This is a genomic window from Streptomyces sp. NBC_00659, from assembly GCF_036226925.1.
In the GTDB taxonomy this organism is placed as follows: Bacteria; Actinomycetota; Actinomycetes; order Streptomycetales; family Streptomycetaceae; genus Streptomyces.
The window spans coordinates 5,370,915-5,391,525 of the sequence record NZ_CP109031.1 but is presented as its reverse complement, the minus strand read 5'-3'; the positions used below and the strand labels follow the sequence as shown (position 1 = coordinate 5,391,525).

Genomic DNA, 20,611 nt, shown 5'->3' with positions numbered 1-20,611 from the left:
CGCGCACAGCGGAAGGCCCCCGGGGCGGACAACGCCGGGGGCCTTCGGTGTGAGGAGTTCAGGGGCCGGGAGGGCCGGCCCCGCGATCAGGTCAGACCGGCTCGGCGAGCTGGACCTGGGGTGCCTCGTCCGACGCGCCGCCCTCGCCGGGCTTGGGCGCACCCGCTCCCTTGAGAGCGACCTCCTTGACGAACACCGACGAGATCATCACGATCACGGCCACCGACGCGCCCAGCAGGAAGGCCGAGTGCGTACCGGCCGACACCGCGTGCTGGTAGGCCTCGCGCGCCGCCGCCGGCAGCTTCGCCAGGCTCGCCGCGTCCAGCTGCGGGGACTGCTCGGTGATCTTCGAGCCCAGCGCGCCGGCCTTCTCGGCCATGACGTCCTTGACGCGGTTGTTGAACAGCGCGCCCATGACGGCGACACCGAACGACGAGCCGAGCGTGCGGAACAGGGTGGAGGAGGAGGACGCGACGCCCATGTCCTTCATCTCCACGCTGTTCTGCGCCACCAGCATGGTGACCTGCATCAGGCAGCCCATGCCCAGGCCGAGGACGGCCATGTAGACGCCGGACATGAAACGGGTGGTGTCCGTGTCCATCGTCGACAGCAGGTAGAGGCCGATCACCATCAGCACCCCGCCGAGGACGGGGAAGATCTTGTAGCGGCCGGTGGCGGTGGTGACCCGGCCGGCGACCATCGACGTCACGAGCATCGCGCCCAGCATGGGCAGCAGCAGCAGACCGGAGTTGGTCGCGGACGCGCCCTGTACCGCCTGCTGGTACAGCGGCAGGAACAGCGTGGCGCCGAACATGGCGAAGCCGGTGACGAAGCCGATGATCGACATCAGGGTGAAGTTGCGGCTGCGGAAGATGTGCAGCGGCAGGATCGGCTCGGCGGCCTTGGTCTGCCAGAAGACGAACCCGACCAGCGCGGCGACACCGAGGCCGATGAGCTCCATGATCCGCGCGGACGACCAGGCGTACTCCGTGCCGCCCCAGGTGGTGACGAGGACGATGGAGGTGATGCCGATGGTCAGCAGCACGGCACCGAGGTAGTCGATGCGCGTCTCGGACCGCTTCTTCGGCAGGTGCAGGACGATGCTGATCGCGGCGAGCGCGACCGCGCCGAGCGGCAGGTTGATGTAGAAGGACCAGCGCCAGCCCCAGTTGTCGGTGATGGTGCCGCCGATCAGCGGACCGCCGATCATCGCCAGCGCCATGATGCCGGCCATCATGCCCTGGTACTTGCCGCGCTCACGGGGCGGGATCAGGTCACCGATGATCGCCATGACGCCGACCATGAGACCGCCGGCGCCGAGACCCTGGATGGCCCGGAATCCGATCAGCTCACCCATGTTCTGGGCCATGCCGCTCAGCGCGGAGCCGATCAGGAAGATCACGATCGACGACATGAAGGCGCCCTTGCGCCCGTACATGTCGCCGACCTTGCCCCAGATCGGGGTGGAGGCCGCGGTGGCGAGGGTGTACGCCGTCACGACCCAGGAAAGGTGTTCGAGTCCGCCGAGCTCGCCCACGATGGTCGGCATGGCCGTGCCGACGATCATGTTGTCGAGCATCGCCAGCATCATCGTGAGCATCAGCGCGAGCAGGACCACGCGCACGCTGCGCTGCCGCTTCTCGCCCTCGGCCGGTTTCCCGGTCTGCTCCACGGCCGGTTCGGCCGCTTTCGTCTTGTCCGCCATCGCTTCCACTCCCCTGAGTACTTCTGCCGCCGTCCGGCTACTTACTTGCCGACCGGCAAGTTGACTACACTCAGGAAAATAGCTTCGTAACTAGCCGGGCGTCAAGTAAGCAACACTAGTTTTACCAGCCGGTCGACAGGTAAGTTTCCAGGGAGCGCGAGGAGTACGAGGATGGGCGGCACCATGGACGGCATCAAGCGGCAGCGCCGGGGCGACACCCGGCAGCGCATCCAGGACGTTGCTCTCGAACTCTTCTCCGAGCACGGCTACGAGAAGACCTCGCTGCGCGAGATCGCCGAGCACCTCGATGTCACGAAAGCCGCGCTCTACTACCACTTCAAGACCAAGGAAGAGATCCTGATCAGTCTCTTCCAGGATCTGACGCGGCCGCTCGACGAGCTGATCGAGTGGGGCAAGCAGCAGCCGCACAGCCTGGAGACCAAGCAGGAGGTGCTGCGCCGCTACAGCGAGGCACTCGGCGGCGCGTCCCCGCTCTTCCGCTTCATGCAGGAGAACCAGGCGACGGTTCGCGAGCTGAGCATCGGCGAGACCTTCAAGGACCGCATGATCAGCATGCTGGAGATCATCAAGGAGCCCGAGTCGCCGCTGACCGACCAGGTCCGCTGCGTCAGCGCGCTCTTCACGATGCACGCCGGCATGTTCGTGCTCAAAGACGTCGAAGGCGACCCCGAGGACAAGCGCAAGGCCGTCCTGGAGGTCGCGATCGACCTGGTGACCCAGGCCCACGGGGGCGGAGCCTCCTAGGGTCTGCCCCTTGGATCAGGTGACCCGCGTCCCGCCGCACGATCCGGACGACAGGCCGCCCAGGGTCAGCCTTGGCCCGCAGAGTTCCCGGCGCCGCCCCCCTCGCACGCAAGCGGAGCCCCGCTGCCGTCTCCGGCAGCGGGGCTCCGCTTCTGGTTCCGCTCTCCGGCGCTGCGCGCCGGGGCCGCGCGCCGGATCACCGGCGCGGGCGGGTCAGACCTTGACGCCCATGGTGTGCAGGAACGCCACGGGGTTGACGGCCGAACCGTAGTTGGGGGTCGTACGGATCTCGAAGTGCAGGTGCGGGCCGCTGGAGTTACCGGTGTTGCCGGAAAGGGCTATGTGCTGACCGGTGGAGACGACCTGCCCGACGTGCACATCGATGCGCGACAGGTGGGCGTACTGCGAGTACGTGCCGTTGGCGTGCTTGATGACGACGGCGTTGCCGTACGCCGGACCGTCACCGGCGCCGTTGCCGCCCGCCTTGACGACGGTGCCGCCGTGGGCGGCCATGACGTTGGTGCCCGTCGGCACGGCGAAGTCCTGGCCGGAGTGCTTGTGGGCCCACATGCCGCCGGCCTGGTTGAAGCTGGCGGACAGGGAGTACTTCGCGACCGGGTCGACCCAGGAGGCGGCCTTCTTCTTCGCCGCGGCCTTCTTGGCGACAGCCGCCTTGGTGGCGGCCGCCTTCTTCGCGACGGCGGCCTTGGACTGAGCGGCGGCCTGGGTGTGAACGGCGTTGGCCGCGGTGACGGTGGCGCTGGTGCTGACGCCCGTTTCGGCGGCGGTCGCGACCCCTGCGCCCAGCACGACCGAGGCTCCCAGACCGACGGTCAGAACGGCCGCCCGAGTGCGGACCATGGACGTAAGGGACTTGCGGGACGTGACGCGCTTCGACATGAATACCTCGTGGAGACGGGGACAAGGGACTGAGCAACCACTCCGGCGAACTGCCTGCTGCCGTGTTGGCCATTCATTGGTAACCCGCGCCCCCAGCCGCACTCAAACCCCCCATCTACGGTGCGAAGTAGTACTTCATCCCCAAACTTCCCGAATATTGACACCTCGGACATCCAGCGAGGGATCTTGTCCCTTTGGCCCGGAAAGCAGGGTTTAACCCCACTTCAGGCCTGCATATCCCTGCTAAACCTGCTCTCGGCCCACCCGTCCGGACGACCTGCCGACAGTCCTCTCCACTCCGGGCCAAAGGTCCTTTTTGTCCGTTTTCGCTTAGCTACTACTCGCCCTAGTACCGGCCAAAACGCCTGTGCCTCATGTCACCGGGGGGTCGGATCCGGGACCCCCGGAATGTGACGCGGGCTACGCTGCCGGCCCCTGTTTTCAAGGGTCTTGGGGCGTTCACCGACCCTTCGCACGTGCCTCCGGCGCCTCTGTGCCGAACGGCTGTCAGAACATACGGTTGTCCTCCTGGCTCAACGCTCTCCCGGGGGATCGTCATGGACCCAGTAACCGTCGGCACGCGCCTGGCCTCCAGCGTGGCCGCGCCGCTGGTCAGGAAGCTCTTCGTGGCCGAGGGGCCGGGAGCGGGCCTCGTGGACAAGCCCGTACGGATCTCGGCGCTCGTCTCCTTCAAGGGCGAGAAACGGGCCGTCGGAGAGAAGGAACTGGACCGTCTTTCGGCCGCTCTGGTCGGGCGGGCGCTGCGTGGTGGGGAGCGTCCCTTCCCCGCCGACGAGGAACAGGCCGTCGTCCACGCCCTCGGCACCACGCTGCACGCCCTGGGCGACCTCACCATGACGGACGTCCAGGCGGTCGAGCTCGGCCACCGGGCGCTCGCCCTGCGGCTACGCGCGGCCGCCGAGAACCCCGACCGGGACCTGTCCCTCGACGCGACCGTGTTCTACGAGGGGCTGCTCGACACCGCCTGCCTCCACATCCTGCACTTCTTCACCCAGCGCTCGGCTTTTGTCCCCCGCACCCTCGTGGAGCAGAGCCGCAGACAGCGCGAACTGATCGCCAAGGTGGACGAACTGATCGCCCGCACCCCCATGACGGGCGGCACGGACCACGCTTTCGAGCAGCGCTATCTCGCCCATCTCGTCACCAGGCACAGCCACCTCACCATCTACGGCATCGACCTCGTCAACTCCCCGGAACGCTGGCCGCTGGACGCCGCCTACCTCAGCCTCCAGGCCTTACGCCCCGTGGAGGACGAGGAGACCGCCGCGTCGGACGGTGTGCGCATCGCCCCCGCGGCCGCTTCCCTGCCCGCCGAACAGGCCCTGTCGGAACAGGACCTCGTCCTGCTGCGCGGTGTGGCCGGTTCCGGCAAGACCACGCTGGTGCAGTGGCTGGCGGTGACCGCGGCGCGCGGCGAGCGGGGAGACCGCATCCCCTTCGTCCTCCCGCTGCGCACCCTCGTCCGCCGCCCCGATGGCCTTCCGGCCCCCGACGCGTTCCTGTCCGCCGTGCGGCTTCCCTTCCACGCGACCCAGCCGGACGGCTGGACCGACAGGGTGCTCGGCCACGGCCGCGGACTGCTGCTCGTCGACGGGCTCGACGAGATCCCCGAGCGTGACCGCGAACACACCCGCCGCTGGCTGCGCGAACTCCTCGACGCCTACCCCGGCAACCAGTGGCTGGTCACGTCCCGCCCCTCGGCCGTACGGGAGGACTGGCTCGCCCCCGACGGGTTCACCGAACTCGTCCTCTCACCGATGACCGGCGACGACGTGGCCGCCTTCATCCGCCGCTGGCACGCCGCGGCACGCCTCGACGCCTCCGACACGGACCGCCTCGACGGCTACGAGCGTTCCCTCCTCGACGCCGTCCGGACCAAGCCGGACCTCGGCCGCCTCGCCACCAACCCTCTGATGTGCGGTCTGATCTGCGCGCTGCACCGGGACCGGCGGGGCTATCTGCCGCACGGCAGACAGGAGTTGTACGACGCCGCGCTCTCCATGCTGCTGTCGCGCCGCGACGAGGAACGCGACATGTTCGTCACCGGCAGCGGTCACGACGGCATCCACCTCACGGAACTTCCGCAGATCCAGCTCCTGCAACGGCTCGCCTACTGGCTGATCCGCAACAACCGGGCGGAGATGGACCGCGACCGGGCCGAACGCATCGTCGCCGACGTCCTGCCCTCCCTCCCGGCCGCCGCCCGGCAGGGCGACGCGGCGCAGATCCTGCGCCACCTCCTCGTCCGCAGCGGCCTTCTCCGTGAACCCGCCCCGGGAACCGTCGAGTTCGTCCACCGCACCTTCCAGGACTACCTGGGCGCCAAGGCCGCCGTGGAGGACGGGGACTTCGGGCTGCTGGTGCGCAACGCCGGGGAGTCCCAGTGGGCGGATGTGATCCGGATGGCCGTCGCCCACGCCCGGCCACGGGAACGGGCCGAGCTGCTGGACTCCATGACCGGCGCGGCGGCACGGCTCGACGAGGCGTCCGCGACGCGTGTACGGCTGCTCGCCCTCGCCTCGCTGGAACACGCCACGCAGCTCGCGCCCGAGGTGCGGGCCGCCGTGGAGAGCGGCGCGGCCGCGCTCATCCCGCCGAGAACGTCGGCGGAGGCCCGCGCCCTGGCCGAGGCGGGCCCCCTCGTCCTGGAACTGCTGCCCGGACCGGAGGGTCTCACCGAGGACGAGGCCCACGGCGTCGTGGTCACCGCCTCCCTGATCGGCACCGACGCGGCGATCCCCGTACTGGCGCGCTTCCGCTCGCACCCGGCCCGGTCCGTGCGGGCCCAACTCGCCTGGGGATGGCACAGGTTCGACACCGAGCGGTACGCGTCCGAGATCATCGCCCGGCTGGACCCGGCCGGCCTGTACTTCTCCGCGCACTCGACCGCCGAGCTCCACGTGCTGCGCGACCTGGGCGGCCGGCCCCGGATGCAGATCGTCGGAGACATCGACCCGGCGGAACTGCGCGCCTGCCTGGTCCCGGACCAGGTGACCCGGCTGATGCTGCGGCACAACAACCGTCTTGGGGATCTGGGCTTCCTGACGGCACAGCGGCGGCTGGAGCAGCTCAACCTCGATGGGTGCACGGGGATCGGTGATCTCGCGCCGCTCGCGGAGCTGCCGCTGCGGGGGCTGTACCTCATGTCCGACTCGGGACGGCCCCCGGTCCCCGACGGTCTGGCGCGGCTGGCCTCGCTGCGGGAACTGAACGTCGGACACCGGCTCACGGGCCGGTCGCTGAGCGAGAACCTCCCCGTGGACGCGCCGCTGGAAGTCGTCTGCTTCGGGCTGGACGTGCTCCGCGACACCGGGATGCGGGGGCTGCGCCACTGGCGGTCCCTGCACACCCTGTGGCTGAGCCGGGAGCCCGGCGAGCTCACCCCCGACGACTGGTCCGAGGTCGCCGCGCTGCCGGCGCTCAGGGAACTGCGGATCCACCGGGCCGCCCTCGGATCCCTGGTGTCGGCGCCGCCGCTGCCGTCCGTCGAACACCTGGAACTGAGAAAACTGGCGGGAAACGAGGACCTTTCCGGACTCCGGGCCCTGCTGCCGAATCTGCGCACGGTCAATTTCGCCCTCACTTCGGGCACCGGAACCGTGCCGGAACAACTCTCGGGTCAATTGCCGGGCGAACACACGACGACCACGACCCACAACGTTCTGTGACTCCCGTCGGCCGAAAGGGCTGCTCCGGGACCTGAAAAAAGGGGCTGCCCCGGGACCGAAGTCCCGGGGCAGCCCCTTTTCAGGCGGACCCGGAGGTCACGCCTCCTTGCTCAGGTTGGGACCGGCACCGCCGGCGGCCTGCTCGATCGGCGGGACGTCGGGGAGCGCCGACTTCTCCTCACCGCGGAAGGTGAAGGCCTTGGCCTCGCCCTCGCCGTCCGTGTCGACGACCACGATGTGGCCGGGACGGAGCTCGCCGAAGAGGATCTTCTCGGAGAGGATGTCCTCGATCTCGCGCTGGATGGTCCGGCGCAGCGGCCGGGCGCCCAGGACGGGGTCGTAGCCCTTCTTCGCGAGGAGGGACTTGGCGCTCGGGCTGAGCTCGATGCCCATGTCCCGGTCCTTCAGCCGCTCGTCGACCTTCGCGATCATGAGGTCGACGATCTGGATGATGTCTTCCTCGGTGAGCTGGTGGAAGACCACCGTGTCGTCGACACGGTTCAGGAACTCGGGGCGGAAGTGCTGCTTCAGCTCCTCGTTGACCTTGGCCTTCATCCGGTCGTAGTTGGACTTGACGTCGCCCACGGCCGCGAAGCCGAGGTTGAAGCCCTTGGAGATGTCCCGGGTGCCGAGGTTGGTCGTCATGATGATGACCGTGTTCTTGAAGTCCACGACCCGGCCCTGGGAGTCGGTCAGACGACCGTCCTCCAGGATCTGCAGCAGCGAGTTGAAGATGTCCGGGTGGGCCTTCTCGACCTCGTCGAAGAGGACGACGGAGAACGGCTTGCGGCGGACCTTCTCGGTCAGCTGGCCGCCCTCTTCGTAGCCCACGTATCCGGGGGGCGAACCGAAGAGACGCGAGACCGTGTGCTTCTCGCTGAACTCCGACATGTCGAGGGAGATCAGCGCGTCCTCGTCACCGAAGAGGAACTCCGCGAGGGTCTTCGACAGCTCCGTCTTACCGACACCCGAGGGGCCGGCGAAGATGAAGGAACCACCGGGACGCTTCGGGTCCTTCAGACCCGCTCGCGTACGGCGGATCGCCTGCGAGAGCGCCTTGATGGCGTCCTTCTGGCCGATGACCCGCTTGTGGAGCTCGTCCTCCATGCGCAGCAGACGCGAGGACTCCTCCTCGGTCAGCTTGAAGACCGGGATGCCGGTGGCGGTGGCCAGGACCTCGGCGATGAGCTCGCCGTCGACCTCGGCCACGACGTCCATGTCGCCGGCCTTCCACTCCTTCTCGCGCTTGGCCTTCGCCGCCAGCAGCTGCTTCTCCTTGTCGCGGAGAGAGGCCGCCTTCTCGAAGTCCTGGGAGTCGATGGCCGACTCCTTGTCGCGGCGCACGCCCGCGATCTTCTCGTCGAACTCGCGGAGGTCCGGCGGCGCGGTCATCCGGCGGATGCGCATCCGGGAGCCGGCCTCGTCGATCAGGTCGATCGCCTTGTCGGGCAGGAAGCGGTCCGAGATGTACCGGTCGGCGAGCGTCGCCGCCTGCACCAGGGCCTCGTCCGTGATGGACACACGGTGGTGGGCCTCGTACCGGTCGCGCAGACCCTTGAGGATCTCGATCGTGTGGGGGAGGGAAGGCTCCGCCACCTGGATCGGCTGGAAGCGGCGCTCGAGGGCCGCGTCCTTCTCGAGGTGCTTGCGGTACTCGTCCAGCGTGGTGGCACCGATGGTCTGGAGCTCACCGCGGGCCAGCATCGGCTTCAGGATCGAAGCGGCGTCGATGGCGCCCTCGGCGGCACCCGCACCGACCAGCGTGTGCAGCTCGTCGATGAACAGGATGATGTCGCCGCGGGTGCGGATCTCCTTGAGGACCTTCTTCAGGCGCTCCTCGAAGTCACCGCGGTAGCGGGAGCCGGCGACCAGCGCGCCGAGGTCGAGGGTGTAGAGGTGCTTGTCCTTGAGGGTCTCGGGCACCTCGCCCTTGACGATGGCCTGGGCGAGGCCCTCGACGACGGCGGTCTTGCCGACGCCGGGCTCACCGATCAGCACCGGGTTGTTCTTCGTACGGCGGGACAGCACCTGCATGACCCGCTCGATCTCCTTCTCGCGCCCGATGACCGGGTCGAGCTTGGACTCACGAGCGGCCTGGGTGAGGTTCCGGCCGAACTGGTCGAGGACCAGGGACGTGGAGGGAGTGCCCTCGGCAGGACCGCCACTGGCGCCGGCGGTCTCCTTGCCCTGGTAGCCGGAGAGCAGCTGGATCACCTGCTGCCGCACCCGGTTGAGGTCTGCGCCCAGCTTGACCAGGACCTGGGCGGCGACGCCCTCGCCCTCGCGGATCAGGCCGAGCAGGATGTGCTCCGTGCCGATGTAGTTGTGGCCCAGCTGAAGGGCCTCGCGGAGCGACAGCTCCAGGACCTTCTTGGCACGGGGGGTGAAGGGGATGTGACCGGAGGGGGCCTGCTGACCCTGCCCGATGATCTCCTCCACCTGCTGGCGGACCGCCTCGAGCGAAATCCCGAGGCTCTCCAGGGCCTTAGCGGCGACACCCTCACCCTCGTGGATCAGGCCCAGGAGGATGTGCTCGGTGCCGATGTAGTTGTGGTTGAGCATCCGGGCTTCTTCCTGAGCCAGGACGACAACCCGCCGCGCGCGGTCGGTGAACCTCTCGAACATCGTTAATCGCTCCTCAGAGCGGTCAGGCAGTAAGGGGACGCTCCCCTCCCTGTCCTTCCGCAGCTTAGTCCCGCAAGCGGGGACCGCTCATTCCAACTGCCGACACCGTCCTTGGCCTCCTGACCCCGAACGCCGACATCTGCTCCAACCTGATGGTGCGAGACGATGTTCCCGCAGGCCAGGCAGATACCCTCTCCCGCTGTACGCCGATGGCGAACGTGAGATGCCCGAGCCCTGCGTGTCGCCTCTCCCACTAGGCATGTCTTACCCGTGCTCACTGACAGTCCATGCCGCGCGCACCGGTTCCCTCCGCTACGGGCGAACATCCATGCCCGGCGGAACGCTCCCGCACGCCCCTTTTCCCGGCACTCTGCGCGCTCACGGAAACACCCAGCGTAACTCCGGGGGTCTTTTGGCGGTTGCTCCTTGCATGGTTCCCACCGTCCTTGTCCCCCGTCGGCCGTCCGATCCGGGTGATCCGGTCGATCCGGTACGTCAGTGGTACGAGAACGAACTGGACTGGGCGACAGTGCCCGGATTGCCGGTACGGCTGGTCACGGGGCTGCGCTTCGACGTCCTGGAGGTGCCGGCGGAGGCGGGATTCCCCGCCCTGCGGCATCTGGGACCGGCTTCCCCGGTGGCCCTGCACGGGGAGCGGATGCGGCTGCTGGTGGCCGCGGGGAGCGCGGAGGAGCTGCCGGGGCTGCTCGACTGGCTGGAGTGGGGAACTCTCGCGCTGGATCTCACGGCGATCGGCGCGGGCGGAAGCATCGAGGCTCCCCCGCCGCCGGATCCCGGCGTCGCGGTGGCGCCGGATCCCGGGGCTCCGGCGTCGCCGGGTCCCCTCGCCCCGTCGGCCGGGTTCGGGGCCCGGCCCGAAGGCCGGCCCGAAGACGGTCCGCGAGCCCGTCCCGGCGACCGGCGGCCGGCCGGTCCGGAAACGCGGAGAGGCCCACGAGGGGCCGCCCGCTGGCTGCGGCCCCCGATGCCCGGCCTCGCGGTGGAGTCGGCGTTGCCGACGCTGTCGGCGCTGGGCGGCGGGACCGTCGGCGGGGGCGTTGGGGGCGCCCCCGATCTCGTACGACTGGTGCAGACGATGGCGACACAGTGCCACCGCGTGAGGCTGCGGCGGGCGCCCGCTCAGCCGTTGGCCTTCTCGTAGGCCTCGCGAATGGACGCGGGAACACGGCCGCGGTCGTTGACCTCCAGGCCGTTCTCCTTCGCCCAGGCACGGACCTGCGCGGTGTCCTGGCTGCCACCGGAAGCGACGCGGGCCTTTCCTCGTCCGCCCGAAGCACGGCCTCCGGTACGACGGCCACCCTTCACGTACGCGTCGAGAAGGCCACGGAGCTTGTCCGCATTGGCGGTCGTGAGATCGATTTCGTACGTCTTGCCGTCCAACGCGAACGTCACGGTCTCGTCCGCCTCGCCACCGTCGAGGTCGTCGACAAGAAGGACCTGAACCTTCTGTGCCACCGGATTTCCTTTCATCGATAACTTCAGGGCAAGGAGGGCCCCGCGGCATCCGCCGTTTCGCCGTCCCTTGTTATATGCAGTACTGCAGTACGTCGGAAAGCAAACCGCTTTTGCCGGAAAAACACAAACCCCTGGCAGAGACTCACTGGACTCCGCCCGCCCGGAAACGTGCGCGTTTCGGACATAGGGAACGCGGGCAGCGCTCTCCGCCGGAATAGCCGGTCGCGATCACAGATGCAGAAGCATCCGGCTGTTGCCCAAGGTGTTCGGTTTCACTCGTTCGAGACCGAGGAACTCCGCGACGCCCTCGTCATAGGAACGCAGGAGCTCGGCGTACACATCGGTGTCGACGGGCGTCTCACCGATCTCCACGAAGCCGTGCTTCGCGAAGAAGCCGACTTCGAAGGTCAGACAGAAAACCCGTCGAACACCGAGCCAGCGGGCGGTCTGGAGCAACTTCTCCAGCAACTGATGACCGACGCCCAGGCCCTTGACCGTGGGGTTCACCGCGAGAGTGCGGACTTCCGCGAGGTCTTCCCACATCACGTGCAGGGCGCCACAGCCGACCACCTCGGCGTTGTCGTCGCGTTCCGCGACCCAGAACTCCTGGATGTCCTCGTAAAGGGTGACGGTGGCTTTGTCGAGCAGGATACGGCGGCGCACGTTCGCGTCGAGGAGTCCTCGTACGGCCGCGACATCGCTGGTCCTGGCCCGCCGGACGGTGACGGCTTTTGCGGTGACTTCGGGATGCTCCGCCGGAAGCCCTGCCGGAACCTCCGCGGGATGCTCTGCTGACATGAGCGGACGCTATCGCCCGGAGGCGTCCCCGTCAGCGGCGGGGTTCTCCCCGGAGGGCCCGGGCGCCGGTGGCCTTTCGGTCGCTTCGGGAGCTTGCGGTTCCGGCCCTTGCACCATGTGCACGGCATCCCTGAGGGCCACCCGCTGTTCCTCGCTCATCATCCCGAAGAAGGCGACGAGAGCGGCCGCGGGGTTGTCGCTCTGCGACCAGGCGTCGTTCATCAGCGCCGCCGAGTACGCGGCCCGTGTGGAGACCGCCTCATATCGATAGGCCCGGCCTTCCGCCTCCCGGCGGACCCAGCCCTTCTGATGGAGATTGTCCAAAACGGTCATCACCGTGGTGTAGGCGATGGACCGTTCCTGTTGAAGGTCTTCCAGGACTTCCCGAACGGTCACCGGGCGGTTCCACTTCCACACCCGCGTCATGACCGCGTCTTCGAGTTCTCCCAATGGGCGAGGCACAGTTCAGAACAATAGTGGGAGATGGCCAACAAAAAGGGCGTACGACTCGAAGGACGTAGGAAACGTCCGAGTCGTACGCCGGTGACAGCGCGGCCGGACACGGGGCGGGCGTACGCCGAAGAGGGCTCGCCCGGAACCGCTCGGAACCGCGCGGGGCTCAGGCCCCGGCGTCCTTGCGGGCCGAGGCCTGCTGGGCGGCCTCCACGCGCGCGAGGGCGGCGTCGACGACCCCGTCCTCCTTGGCCTTGTTGGCCCCGCCCTGACTCTTCACGATCGTCACGATGAGCCCGATGAAGAACACGGCCATCACTACCGGGGGCACGAGCGCGGAGACATAGTCCATGCCCCCAGAGTAGCTAGCCCGCCGCGAGCTGCTGCGGCGGGTCGGCCGGGGGCGGGCCGGGCTTGCGCCGCGGCGGGAAGACCTCGCCCGGGGTGGGGATGGGCCGGTCCGGGCGTGGCGACCCGGCAGGCGGCCGGGGCCCCGGTTCCGGCTCGGGCCTCCTGTCGGGCTCCTCGGCGGCGCGGCCGCCGGGCAGGGCCAGCAGACGGGTGCGGGACGGGGGGACCGAGGCGAGCGCGCGGCCCGAGAGCCGGGTCCGCACGTCCTGCTCGGCGAGGACCCGGCAGCGCTCCAGGAGAGCCGCGGCGGCGGGGTTGCCGCGCAGTGCGCGGAGCGCGGCGAGGTCGTCGGGGTCCGGCCGGTATCCGGAGGCGAGGGCCTCCTCCAGGAGGGGGAGGTAGCCGGTGATGGTGCCCGGCAGGGCGGCCCGGTAGCGGGCGAGGTCGGCCAGCAGGAAGGCCCGGAGCCTGGCCCCCTCGTGGGCCACCTCGTCGAGGGACTCGGCGAGGCGGAGGCAGTCCTGGACGTCCTCGGCCGAGACGGGGCTGGGGTGCAGGGCGAGGGCGAGGGCACGACGGAGGACACGCAGTTCCTCCGTGCCGAACGCCATGCCGCCGTGGGATCCGTAGGGCGTGGGCATGGGGCGACGATACGTGCTAATCAGACAAAATCCGCATAGCGGAAGAAATGTGGCGCGTCCTGTCTCGACGAGAGCGGAAGTGCGCCCCGGATTCCGGAAGGGCGCCCGGCCGCCACCCCTCCGGAAGGGAAGCCGGCCGCCACCCCGCCCCGGAAGGAAGGCCGAAGGGGCCCCGCGAACGCGGGGCCCCTTCGGTACCGGCTGCCCGCGTCACGCGGGCGGAGTTCACATGCGCGAGACGTTCCGCTCGTACACCAGACGCAGCCCGATCAGCGTGAGCCACGGCTCGTGCTCGTCGATCACCGAGGACTCGCCGAGGACCATCGGAGCCAGTCCGCCGGTGGCGATGACGGTGACCTCCTCGGGGTCGTCGGCGAGCTCGCGCGCCATCCGGTTCACGACGCCGTCGACCTGACCGGCGAACCCGTAGATGATGCCGGACTGCATCGCCTCGACGGTGTTCTTGCCGATCACCGCACGCGGCCGGGCCACCTCGATCTTCCGCAGCTGCGCGCCCTTGACGCCGAGCGCCTCGACGGAGATCTCGATGCCGGGGGCGATGACACCGCCGACGTACTCGCCCCGCGCGCTGACCGCGTCGAAGGTGGTCGCGGTGCCGAAGTCGACGACGATCGCCGGTCCCCCGTACAGCTCGACGGCCGCCACGGCGTTGATGATCCGGTCGGCGCCGACCTCCTTGGGGTTGTCCGTGAGGATCGGCACGCCCGTCTTGACTCCGGGTTCGACGAGGACGGCGGGGACATCGCCGTAGTAGCGCCGCGTCACCTCGCGCAGCTCGTGCAGCACGGACGGCACGGTCGCGCAGATCGCGATGCCGTCGATGCCGTCGCCGAGCTCCTCGCCGAGCAGCGGGTGCATGCCCATGAGGCCCTGGAGCAGCACGGCGAGTTCGTCGGCGGTACGGCGCGAGTCGGTGGAGATGCGCCAGTGCTCGACGATCTCCTCCCCGTCGAAGAGGCCGAGGACCGTGTGGGTGTTGCCTACGTCGATGGTCAGCAGCATGGCCGGGGTTACTCCGCCGCTCGCAGGTCGAGGCCGATGTCGAGGATCGGGGAGGAGTGCGTGAGCGCGCCCACCGCGAGGAAGTCGACGCCCGTCTTCGCGTAGGCCCCGGCGTTGGCGAGGGTGAGCCGGCCGGACGCCTCCAGCAGGGCACGGCCCGCGACGAGGGCGACCGCCTCCTCGCACTCGACCGGGGTGAAGTTGTCCAGCAGGATCAGGTCGGCGCCCGCGTCCACGACGTCGCGGAGCTGGTGCAGGGTGTCGACCTCGACCTCGACGGGGACCTCAGGGAACATCTCCCGTACGGCCTTGAAGGCCTCGGCCACGCCGCCGGCGGCGACCACGTGGTTGTCCTTGACCAGTGCCGCGTCGGACAGCGACATGCGGTGGTTGACGCCTCCGCCGCAGCGCACCGCGAACTTCTCCAGGGAGCGCAGGCCCGGCGTGGTCTTGCGGGTGTCCCGCACCCTCGCCTCGGTGCCCTCCAGGGCCTCCGCCCACGCGCGCGTGGCGGTCGCGATGCCGGACAGGCGGCACAGGAGGTTGAGGGCGCTGCGTTCGGCCGTCAGCAGGTCGCGGGTGCGCGTGGTGACGCTCAGCAGCTTCTGGCCGGCCTCGACGCTGTCGCCGTCCTCGACGTGCCGCTCGACCTCGAACTCGTCCGTGCAGACCACGGACAGGACGGCCTCGGCGACGCGCAGGCCCGCGACGACGCCCGCGTCGCGGGCGGTGAAGTCCGCGGTGGAGACGGCGTCCTCGGGGATGGTCGCGACCGTGGTCACGTCCACGCCGTGGTCGAGGTCCTCCTGGATCGCCACGTTCGCGATGTCCTCGACCTCCAGGGGGTCGAGGCCTGCGTCGGCGAGGAGCTGGGCCAGAGCGGGATCGAGACCGCACTCCATGTACGCCTCGTCCATGTCTGCGCCGCAGCCGCAGCCGTCGCCGCAGCCGCCGCTCTCGGCGAGGGGAAGGTCGTGGGTGCTCACTTCGGTCACTGCTCCTGGGGACGGGACGGGGGCGCCGGGTGGGGCTGCCGGGATGTAGGGGGGAAGTCTGCGGTATCGGTGGTGCCGACGGCGAGCGTCCGGTCGGGATTCAGCCGTACGACGATGTGGCGGCGCCACTGTTCGTCGTCGCGGTCGGCGTGGTCCTCCCGCCAGTGGCAGCCCCGGGTCTCCTCGCGCAGCAGGGCGGCGGCGACCAGGACACGGGCCACGCACAGCAGGTTGGTGGCCTCCCAGGTGTCGACGCCGGGCTCGGAGGTCTTGCCGTCCTCGTCGAGGGCGTCCCGAGCGTCGGTGTGCAGCCGCTGGAGCTGCTCGGCCGCGGTCGCGAGGGACTCGGCGGAGCGCAGCACACCGGCGCCGCCCGTCATGATCCGCTGGATCGCGAAGCGGGTCTCGGGGGCGAGCAGCGGGTGCGCGGGCGTCTCGGGGTGCGGGACCGGCTGGGGCACGCGCGCGTGCAGACCGTCCTCGGCGTGGCTCGCCGCGATGTCGGCGGCGATCCGCTCGGCGTAGACGAGGCCTTCCAGCAGGGAGTTGGAGGCGAGCCGGTTGGCGCCGTGGACGCCCGTGCAGGCGACCTCTCCGCACGCGTACAGACCGGGGACCGTGGTGCGGCCCCGGGCGTCGGTGCGGACGCCGCCGGAGGCGTAGTGGGCGGCCGGGGCGACCGGGACGGGCTCGGTCACCGGGTCGATGCCGTTGGCGCGGCAGGCGGCGAGGATCGTGGGGAAGCGGTGCTCCCACATGGTGGCGCCGAAGTGCCGGGCGTCGAGGAACATGTGCTCGGCGTCCTGCTCCAGCATGCGGCGCGTGATGCCCTTGGCGACGATGTCCCGGGGGGCCAGTTCGGCCAGCTCGTGCTGGCCGACCATGAAGCGCACGCCGTCCGCGTCGACCAGGTGGGCGCCCTCGCCCCGTACCGCCTCGGAGACCAGCGGCTGCTGGCCCTCCGCGTCGGCTCCGAGGAAGAGCACGGTCGGGTGGAACTGGACGAATTCGAGGTCGGAGACCTCGGCGCCCGCGCGCAGGGCGAGGGCCACGCCGTCGCCCGTGGAGACGGACGGGTTGGTGGTCGCGGAGTAGACCTGGCCCATGCCGCCGGTCGCGAGGACGACGGCGGGGGCGTGGACGGCGCCCACACCGTCGTGCTGGCCCTCTCCCATGACGTGCAGGGTCACGCCCGCGGTGCGGCCCTCGGCGTCCGTGAGGAGGTCCAGGACGAGCGCGTTCTCGACCGTGCGCAGGCCGCGCGCGCGGACCGCCTCGACGAGGGCCCGGGAGATCTCGGCGCCCGTCGCGTCGCCGCCGGCGTGCGCGATGCGGCGGCGGTGGTGGCCGCCCTCACGGGTGAGTTCGAGGCTGCCCTCGGAGGACTCGTCGAAGTGGGCGCCGGTCGCGATGAGCCGGCGGACGGCGTCCGGGCCCTCGGTGACGAGGATGCGCACGGCCTCCTCGTCGCACAGGCCCGCGCCCGCGACCAAGGTGTCGTCGAGGTGCTGTTCGGGGGTGTCGCCCTCGCCGAGGGCGGCGGCTATGCCGCCCTGCGCCCAGCGCGTGGAGCCGTCGTCCAGGCGGGCCTTGGTGACGACGACGGTCCGCAGCCCCGCGGCCTCGCAGCGCAGCGCGGCGGTGAGCCCGGCGACGCCGGAGCCGACGACGACGACGTCCGCGGTCAGGGCCCAGCCCGGGGCGGGCGCGTGCAGGCGTATGCCGGTGCCGTTGGCGGTGTCTGAACCTGTGCCTTTGCCGGTCACGAGGCGGCTCCGAAGGTGAGGGGAATGTTGTCGATCAAGCGGGTCGTGCCGACCCGGGCGGCGACGGCGAGGACCGCCTCGCCGGTGAAGTCGTCCGGGATCTCGGTGAAGTCGTCGGGGTCGACGAGTGCGAGATAGTCCAGGGCCAGCGGCGGCCGCAGGCGGGCCGCCTCGTCGAGGACCAGCCGGGCGGCCGAGCGGACCCCGCCGGGCCAGCCGGGGACGGCCTTGGCGACGGCGTGCGCGTCGGCCGCGGCCCGGGACTCGCCCAGGGCGCTGAGAGCCTCGGCACGCTCGCGCGTGGCGGGTACCTCCAGGGCCCGCGCGCGCAGCGCCTCCTGAGCGGCGTGCCGGTCACGGCCCGCGAACAGGGCCTGGGAGAGGGCGAGCGCGGTACGCCGCTCCTCGGCCGAGAGGTAGCGGTTGCGGCTGGAGAGGGCGAGTCCGTCCTCCTCGCGCACGGTGGGGACGCCGGTGATCTCCACGCCGAAGTTCAGGTCGCGTGCCATGCGCCGGATCAGGGCGAGCTGCTGGGCGTCCTTCTGGCCGAACAGGGCCACGTCGGGCCGGGTCAGGTGCAGCAGCTTGGCGACGACGGTGAGCATGCCGTCGAAGTGGCCGGGCCGCACGGAGCCTTCCAGGCGCTCGCCCATCGGTCCCGCGGAGATCCGGACCCGGGGCTCGCCACCGGGGTAGACCTCGTCGACGGAGGGGGCGAACACGACGTCGGCGCCCGCCTCTTCGGCGATCTTCAGGTCGGCGTCGAGGGTGCGCGGGTAGCGGTCGAGGTCCTCGCCCTGCCCGAACTGGAGAGGGTTGACGAAGACGGTGACGACCACCTCGCCCGCGTCTCCCGCGATCTCGCGGGCGGTGCGGATCAAGGTGGCGTGGCCCTCGTGGAGGGCGCCCATGGTCATCACGACGGCTCTGCGGCCGGTACGGGCCCGCGCGGACAGTTCGTCGGCGGTGCGCAGCAGGGCGGTGGTCATCGGGTGTCTCCCTCGGTCCCCTGGGTCGCGTCCGTCCCGGCGGCGAGTACCCCCAGGAGGTCCTCGGCGAGTTCCGGCTTGAGCAGTCCGTGGGCGAGCGCGCGGTCGGCGGTCGCGCGGGCCATCGCCAGATAGCCGGCGACGGTCCCCGGGGCGTGCCGGCGCAGTTCGGCGACGTGCGCGGCGACCGTGCCCGCGTCCCCGCGCGCGACGGGTCCGGTCAGGGCCGCGTCGCCCGACCTGAGCGCGTTGTCCAGAGCGGCGCCGAGGAGCGGGCCGAGCATCCGGTCGGGGGCCTCGACACCGGCGGTGCGCAGCAGCTCCATCGACTCGGCGACCAGGGTCACCAGGTGGTTGGCGCCGAGCGCGAGGGCCGCGTGGTAGAGCGGCCGGGACTCCTCGGCGATCCACTCGGGCTCGCCGCCCATCTCGATCACGAGGGCCTCGGCGGCCAGCCGGAGCTGCTCGGGGGCGGTGACCCCGAAGGAGCATCCGGCGAGCCGCTGGACGTCCACGGCGGTGCCCGTGAACGTCATCGCGGGGTGCAGGGCGAGCGGCAGCGCGCCCGCCCTGAGGGCCGGGTCGAGCACGCGTGCGCCGTACCGTCCGGAGGTGTGCACCAGGAGCTGTCCGGGCCGGAAGGCGCCCGTCTCGGCGAGTCCTTCGACGAGCCCGGGGAGCGCGTCGTCGGGGACCGTCAGCAGCACGAGGTCGGCGCGCTCCAGGACCTCGGCCGGGGACACCAGCGGAACGTCGGGCAGGAGCTGCGCGGCACGCCGCCTGGAGGCGTCGGAGACGCCGGAGACGGCCACCGGGCGGTGTCCGGCGAGCTGGAGCGCGGCGGCGAGCGCGGGTCCGACACGGCCGGCGCCGACGACGCCGACGGTCAGCCGCGCGGGGCGGTCCTTGGGCTCTGGCTGGGGATACGTACTCACGCGACGGCGGCCTTCCGTTCCAGTCCGCTCGGGGTACCGGACGATTTCTCGTCATGTTAACGCGATTGGTCCGACGGGAGTCCGGCCGTCCACAGGCTGTGGGTTTCCGCGCGCCGGAACGCAGGGAGGGCCCTGGCCGGGTGAACGGGATATCCACAGGTCACCGGCGTGTGGAATTCGGGGTGACCGGCCGGGCCCGCCCGGGACATGATCCTGGGATGAGCGATACGGCGGCACGAAGCGGTGGGGAACCCGCGGAGCGGGTCGGTACGGAGCCCGCGGAGCGGGGCGGGGAGGGGACGGCGGGGCTGTCTCCCGAGGAGCGGTTCGAGCGGCGCGTGGTCGCCTGGAAGGCGGCCGGGCGGGTGCTGTGGCGGCCCGGCTACCAGTTGTCGCTCCGCGAGCGCCTGGCCTGGCTGAACGAGGGCGCCGGCGACGTGTGCGACCTGGACGAGCGGGTCGACATGTACGGCGACGGCCTCGTCGAGACCCTGGAGGAGCGGGTCGCCGCGCTGCTGGGCACGGAGGCGGCGGTGTTCTTCCCGACCGGGACCATGGCGCAGCAGGTCGTCCTGCGCTGCTGGGCGGGCAGGACCGGCGACGCGACCGTGGCCCTGCACGGGCTCAATCACCCCGAAGTCCATGAACGGCAGGCGTTCAGCCGGGTCAGCGGCCTGCGCCCGGTCCGTCTGACGAACGAGCCCCGGATGCCGACCGCCCAGGAGGTGCGGGACTTCCCCGAGCCGTTCGGCGCGCTGCTGCTGGAGCTGCCGCTCCGCGACGCCGGGTTCGTCCTGCCGGCCTGGGAGGAGCTCACCGAGGTCGTGGAGGCGGCCCGGGAGCGTGACGCGGTCGTCCACATCGACGGGGCCCGGCTGTGGGAGTGCACCCCGCACTTCGGCCGCCCCCTGGAGGAGATCGCCGGCCTCGCGGACAGCGTGTACGTCTCGTTCTACAAGTCGCTCGGCGGTTTCGGCGGTGCCGCCGTCGCGGGGCCGAAGACGCTCGTGGACGAGGCGAAGACCTGGCGGCACCGGTACGGAGGCATGATCATCCAGCAGTTCCCGACCGTCCTGTCGGCGCTGATCGGCCTGGAGCGGGAGCTGCCCCGGCTGCCGGAGTACGTCGCCCACGCGCGCGTGGTGGCCGGCGCGCTGCGCGAGGGCTTCACCGAGGCCGGGGTCCCCTGGGCCCGGGTCCACCCGGAGGAGCCGCACACCCACCAGTTCCAGGTCTGGCTGCCGTACGAACCGGATGTCCTCGGGGACGCGGCGCTGCGGCAGGTCGAGGAGACAGGGACGGGCCTGTTCGCCCAGGGCTGGAACCGGGGCGGCCCGGGACTCGCGTACACCGAGGTCACGGTGGCCGGACCGGGTCTGGAGTGGACGGCGGACGACGTGAAGGCGGCGGTCCGCGCGTTCGTGGAACGGCTGCCGGACCGGATCACCTCGTAGGACGCGGGCCCGCACGGCGCGGGGTCCGGGAAGGCCCGGCGGCGCG

Annotated in this window: 17 protein-coding genes; 4 read left to right on the top strand and 13 right to left on the bottom strand. The window is 70.6% G+C overall.

Going from position 1 to position 20,611, the window contains the following annotated elements:
- Positions 1-91 precede the first annotated feature (91 nt).
- Positions 92-1,705 (bottom strand): MDR family MFS transporter, encoded by a 1,614-nt coding sequence (locus OG410_RS23480; RefSeq protein WP_328670690.1) that lies wholly within the window; start codon positions 1,703-1,705, stop codon positions 92-94.
- Between the two features lie 171 nt (positions 1,706-1,876).
- Here OG410_RS23480 and OG410_RS23475 point away from each other — a divergent pair, with 171 nt between their 5' ends.
- Positions 1,877-2,470 carry a TetR/AcrR family transcriptional regulator gene (locus tag OG410_RS23475; RefSeq protein WP_326786306.1) on the top strand — a complete coding sequence of 198 codons (594 nt, stop codon included), beginning with the start codon at positions 1,877-1,879 and terminating at the stop codon, positions 2,468-2,470.
- Between the two features lie 213 nt (positions 2,471-2,683).
- Here OG410_RS23475 and OG410_RS23470 read toward each other — a convergent pair whose 3' ends face one another.
- Positions 2,684-3,370 (bottom strand): M23 family metallopeptidase, encoded by a 687-nt coding sequence (locus OG410_RS23470; RefSeq protein ID WP_329301008.1) that lies wholly within the window; start codon positions 3,368-3,370, stop codon positions 2,684-2,686.
- Positions 3,371-3,927: 557 nt separating this feature from the next.
- On the opposite strand from OG410_RS23470, the gene OG410_RS23465 reads away from it, so the two are divergent.
- Positions 3,928-7,059, top strand: a complete 3,132-nt coding sequence (locus tag OG410_RS23465; RefSeq protein WP_329301007.1) for an NACHT domain-containing protein — start codon at positions 3,928-3,930, stop codon at positions 7,057-7,059.
- A 96-nt stretch (positions 7,060-7,155) separates the two neighbouring features.
- Here OG410_RS23465 and OG410_RS23460 read toward each other — a convergent pair whose 3' ends face one another.
- Entirely contained in the window at positions 7,156-9,684 is a 2,529-nt protein-coding gene (locus tag OG410_RS23460) for an ATP-dependent Clp protease ATP-binding subunit (protein ID WP_329301006.1), read from the bottom strand.
- Positions 9,685-10,114: 430 nt separating this feature from the next.
- Here OG410_RS23460 and OG410_RS23455 point away from each other — a divergent pair, with 430 nt between their 5' ends.
- On the top strand, positions 10,115-10,846 hold the full coding sequence (locus OG410_RS23455) for an SCO3374 family protein (protein WP_329301005.1): 732 nt from the start codon (positions 10,115-10,117) through the stop codon (positions 10,844-10,846).
- Here the strand turns inward: OG410_RS23455 and OG410_RS23450 are convergent.
- The 10 genes from OG410_RS23450 to OG410_RS23405 form a co-directional block, all read right to left on the bottom strand.
- Positions 10,825-11,160 (bottom strand): histone-like nucleoid-structuring protein Lsr2, encoded by a 336-nt coding sequence (locus tag OG410_RS23450; RefSeq protein ID WP_326786311.1) that lies wholly within the window; start codon positions 11,158-11,160, stop codon positions 10,825-10,827. The two genes, OG410_RS23455 and OG410_RS23450, sit on opposite strands and share 22 nt — an antisense overlap.
- Before the next feature lie 228 nt (positions 11,161-11,388).
- The gene (locus OG410_RS23445; RefSeq protein ID WP_328449725.1) at positions 11,389-11,958 is read right to left on the bottom strand and encodes an amino-acid N-acetyltransferase; all 570 of its coding nucleotides are present in this window, start codon (positions 11,956-11,958) and stop codon (positions 11,389-11,391) included.
- Positions 11,959-11,967: 9 nt separating this feature from the next.
- Positions 11,968-12,420 carry a BlaI/MecI/CopY family transcriptional regulator gene (locus OG410_RS23440; RefSeq protein ID WP_329301004.1) on the bottom strand — a complete coding sequence of 151 codons (453 nt, stop codon included), beginning with the start codon at positions 12,418-12,420 and terminating at the stop codon, positions 11,968-11,970.
- Positions 12,421-12,577: 157 nt separating this feature from the next.
- Complete coding sequence (locus OG410_RS23435) at positions 12,578-12,763, bottom strand: hypothetical protein (RefSeq protein WP_326786314.1); 186 nt, start codon at positions 12,761-12,763, stop codon at positions 12,578-12,580.
- Between the two features lie 13 nt (positions 12,764-12,776).
- Entirely contained in the window at positions 12,777-13,403 is a 627-nt protein-coding gene (locus OG410_RS23430; protein ID WP_329301003.1) for a hypothetical protein, read from the bottom strand.
- A gap of 225 nt (positions 13,404-13,628) precedes the next feature.
- Positions 13,629-14,426 (bottom strand): type III pantothenate kinase, encoded by a 798-nt coding sequence (locus OG410_RS23425; protein WP_329301002.1) that lies wholly within the window; start codon positions 14,424-14,426, stop codon positions 13,629-13,631.
- A gap of 8 nt (positions 14,427-14,434) precedes the next feature.
- Positions 14,435-15,412 (bottom strand): carboxylating nicotinate-nucleotide diphosphorylase, encoded by a 978-nt coding sequence (gene nadC / locus OG410_RS23420; RefSeq protein WP_329301001.1) that lies wholly within the window; start codon positions 15,410-15,412, stop codon positions 14,435-14,437.
- Between the two features lie 5 nt (positions 15,413-15,417).
- Positions 15,418-17,187: an L-aspartate oxidase gene (locus OG410_RS23415; protein WP_329301000.1), complete on the bottom strand. Its 1,770-nt coding sequence runs from the start codon at positions 17,185-17,187 to the stop codon at positions 15,418-15,420.
- Complete coding sequence (panC, locus tag OG410_RS23410; RefSeq protein WP_329300999.1) at positions 17,184-18,176, bottom strand: pantoate--beta-alanine ligase; 993 nt, start codon at positions 18,174-18,176, stop codon at positions 17,184-17,186. The genes OG410_RS23415 and panC overlap by 4 nt, the downstream gene beginning before the upstream one ends.
- Entirely contained in the window at positions 18,173-19,111 is a 939-nt protein-coding gene (locus tag OG410_RS23405) for a Rossmann-like and DUF2520 domain-containing protein (protein WP_329300998.1), read from the bottom strand. Before OG410_RS23405 ends, panC begins: the two co-directional genes overlap by 4 nt.
- A 218-nt stretch (positions 19,112-19,329) precedes the next feature.
- Here OG410_RS23405 and OG410_RS23400 point away from each other — a divergent pair, with 218 nt between their 5' ends.
- Positions 19,330-20,565, top strand: a complete 1,236-nt coding sequence (locus tag OG410_RS23400; RefSeq protein WP_329300997.1) for a threonine aldolase family protein — start codon at positions 19,330-19,332, stop codon at positions 20,563-20,565.
- The last annotated feature ends 46 nt before the right edge of the window (positions 20,566-20,611 follow it).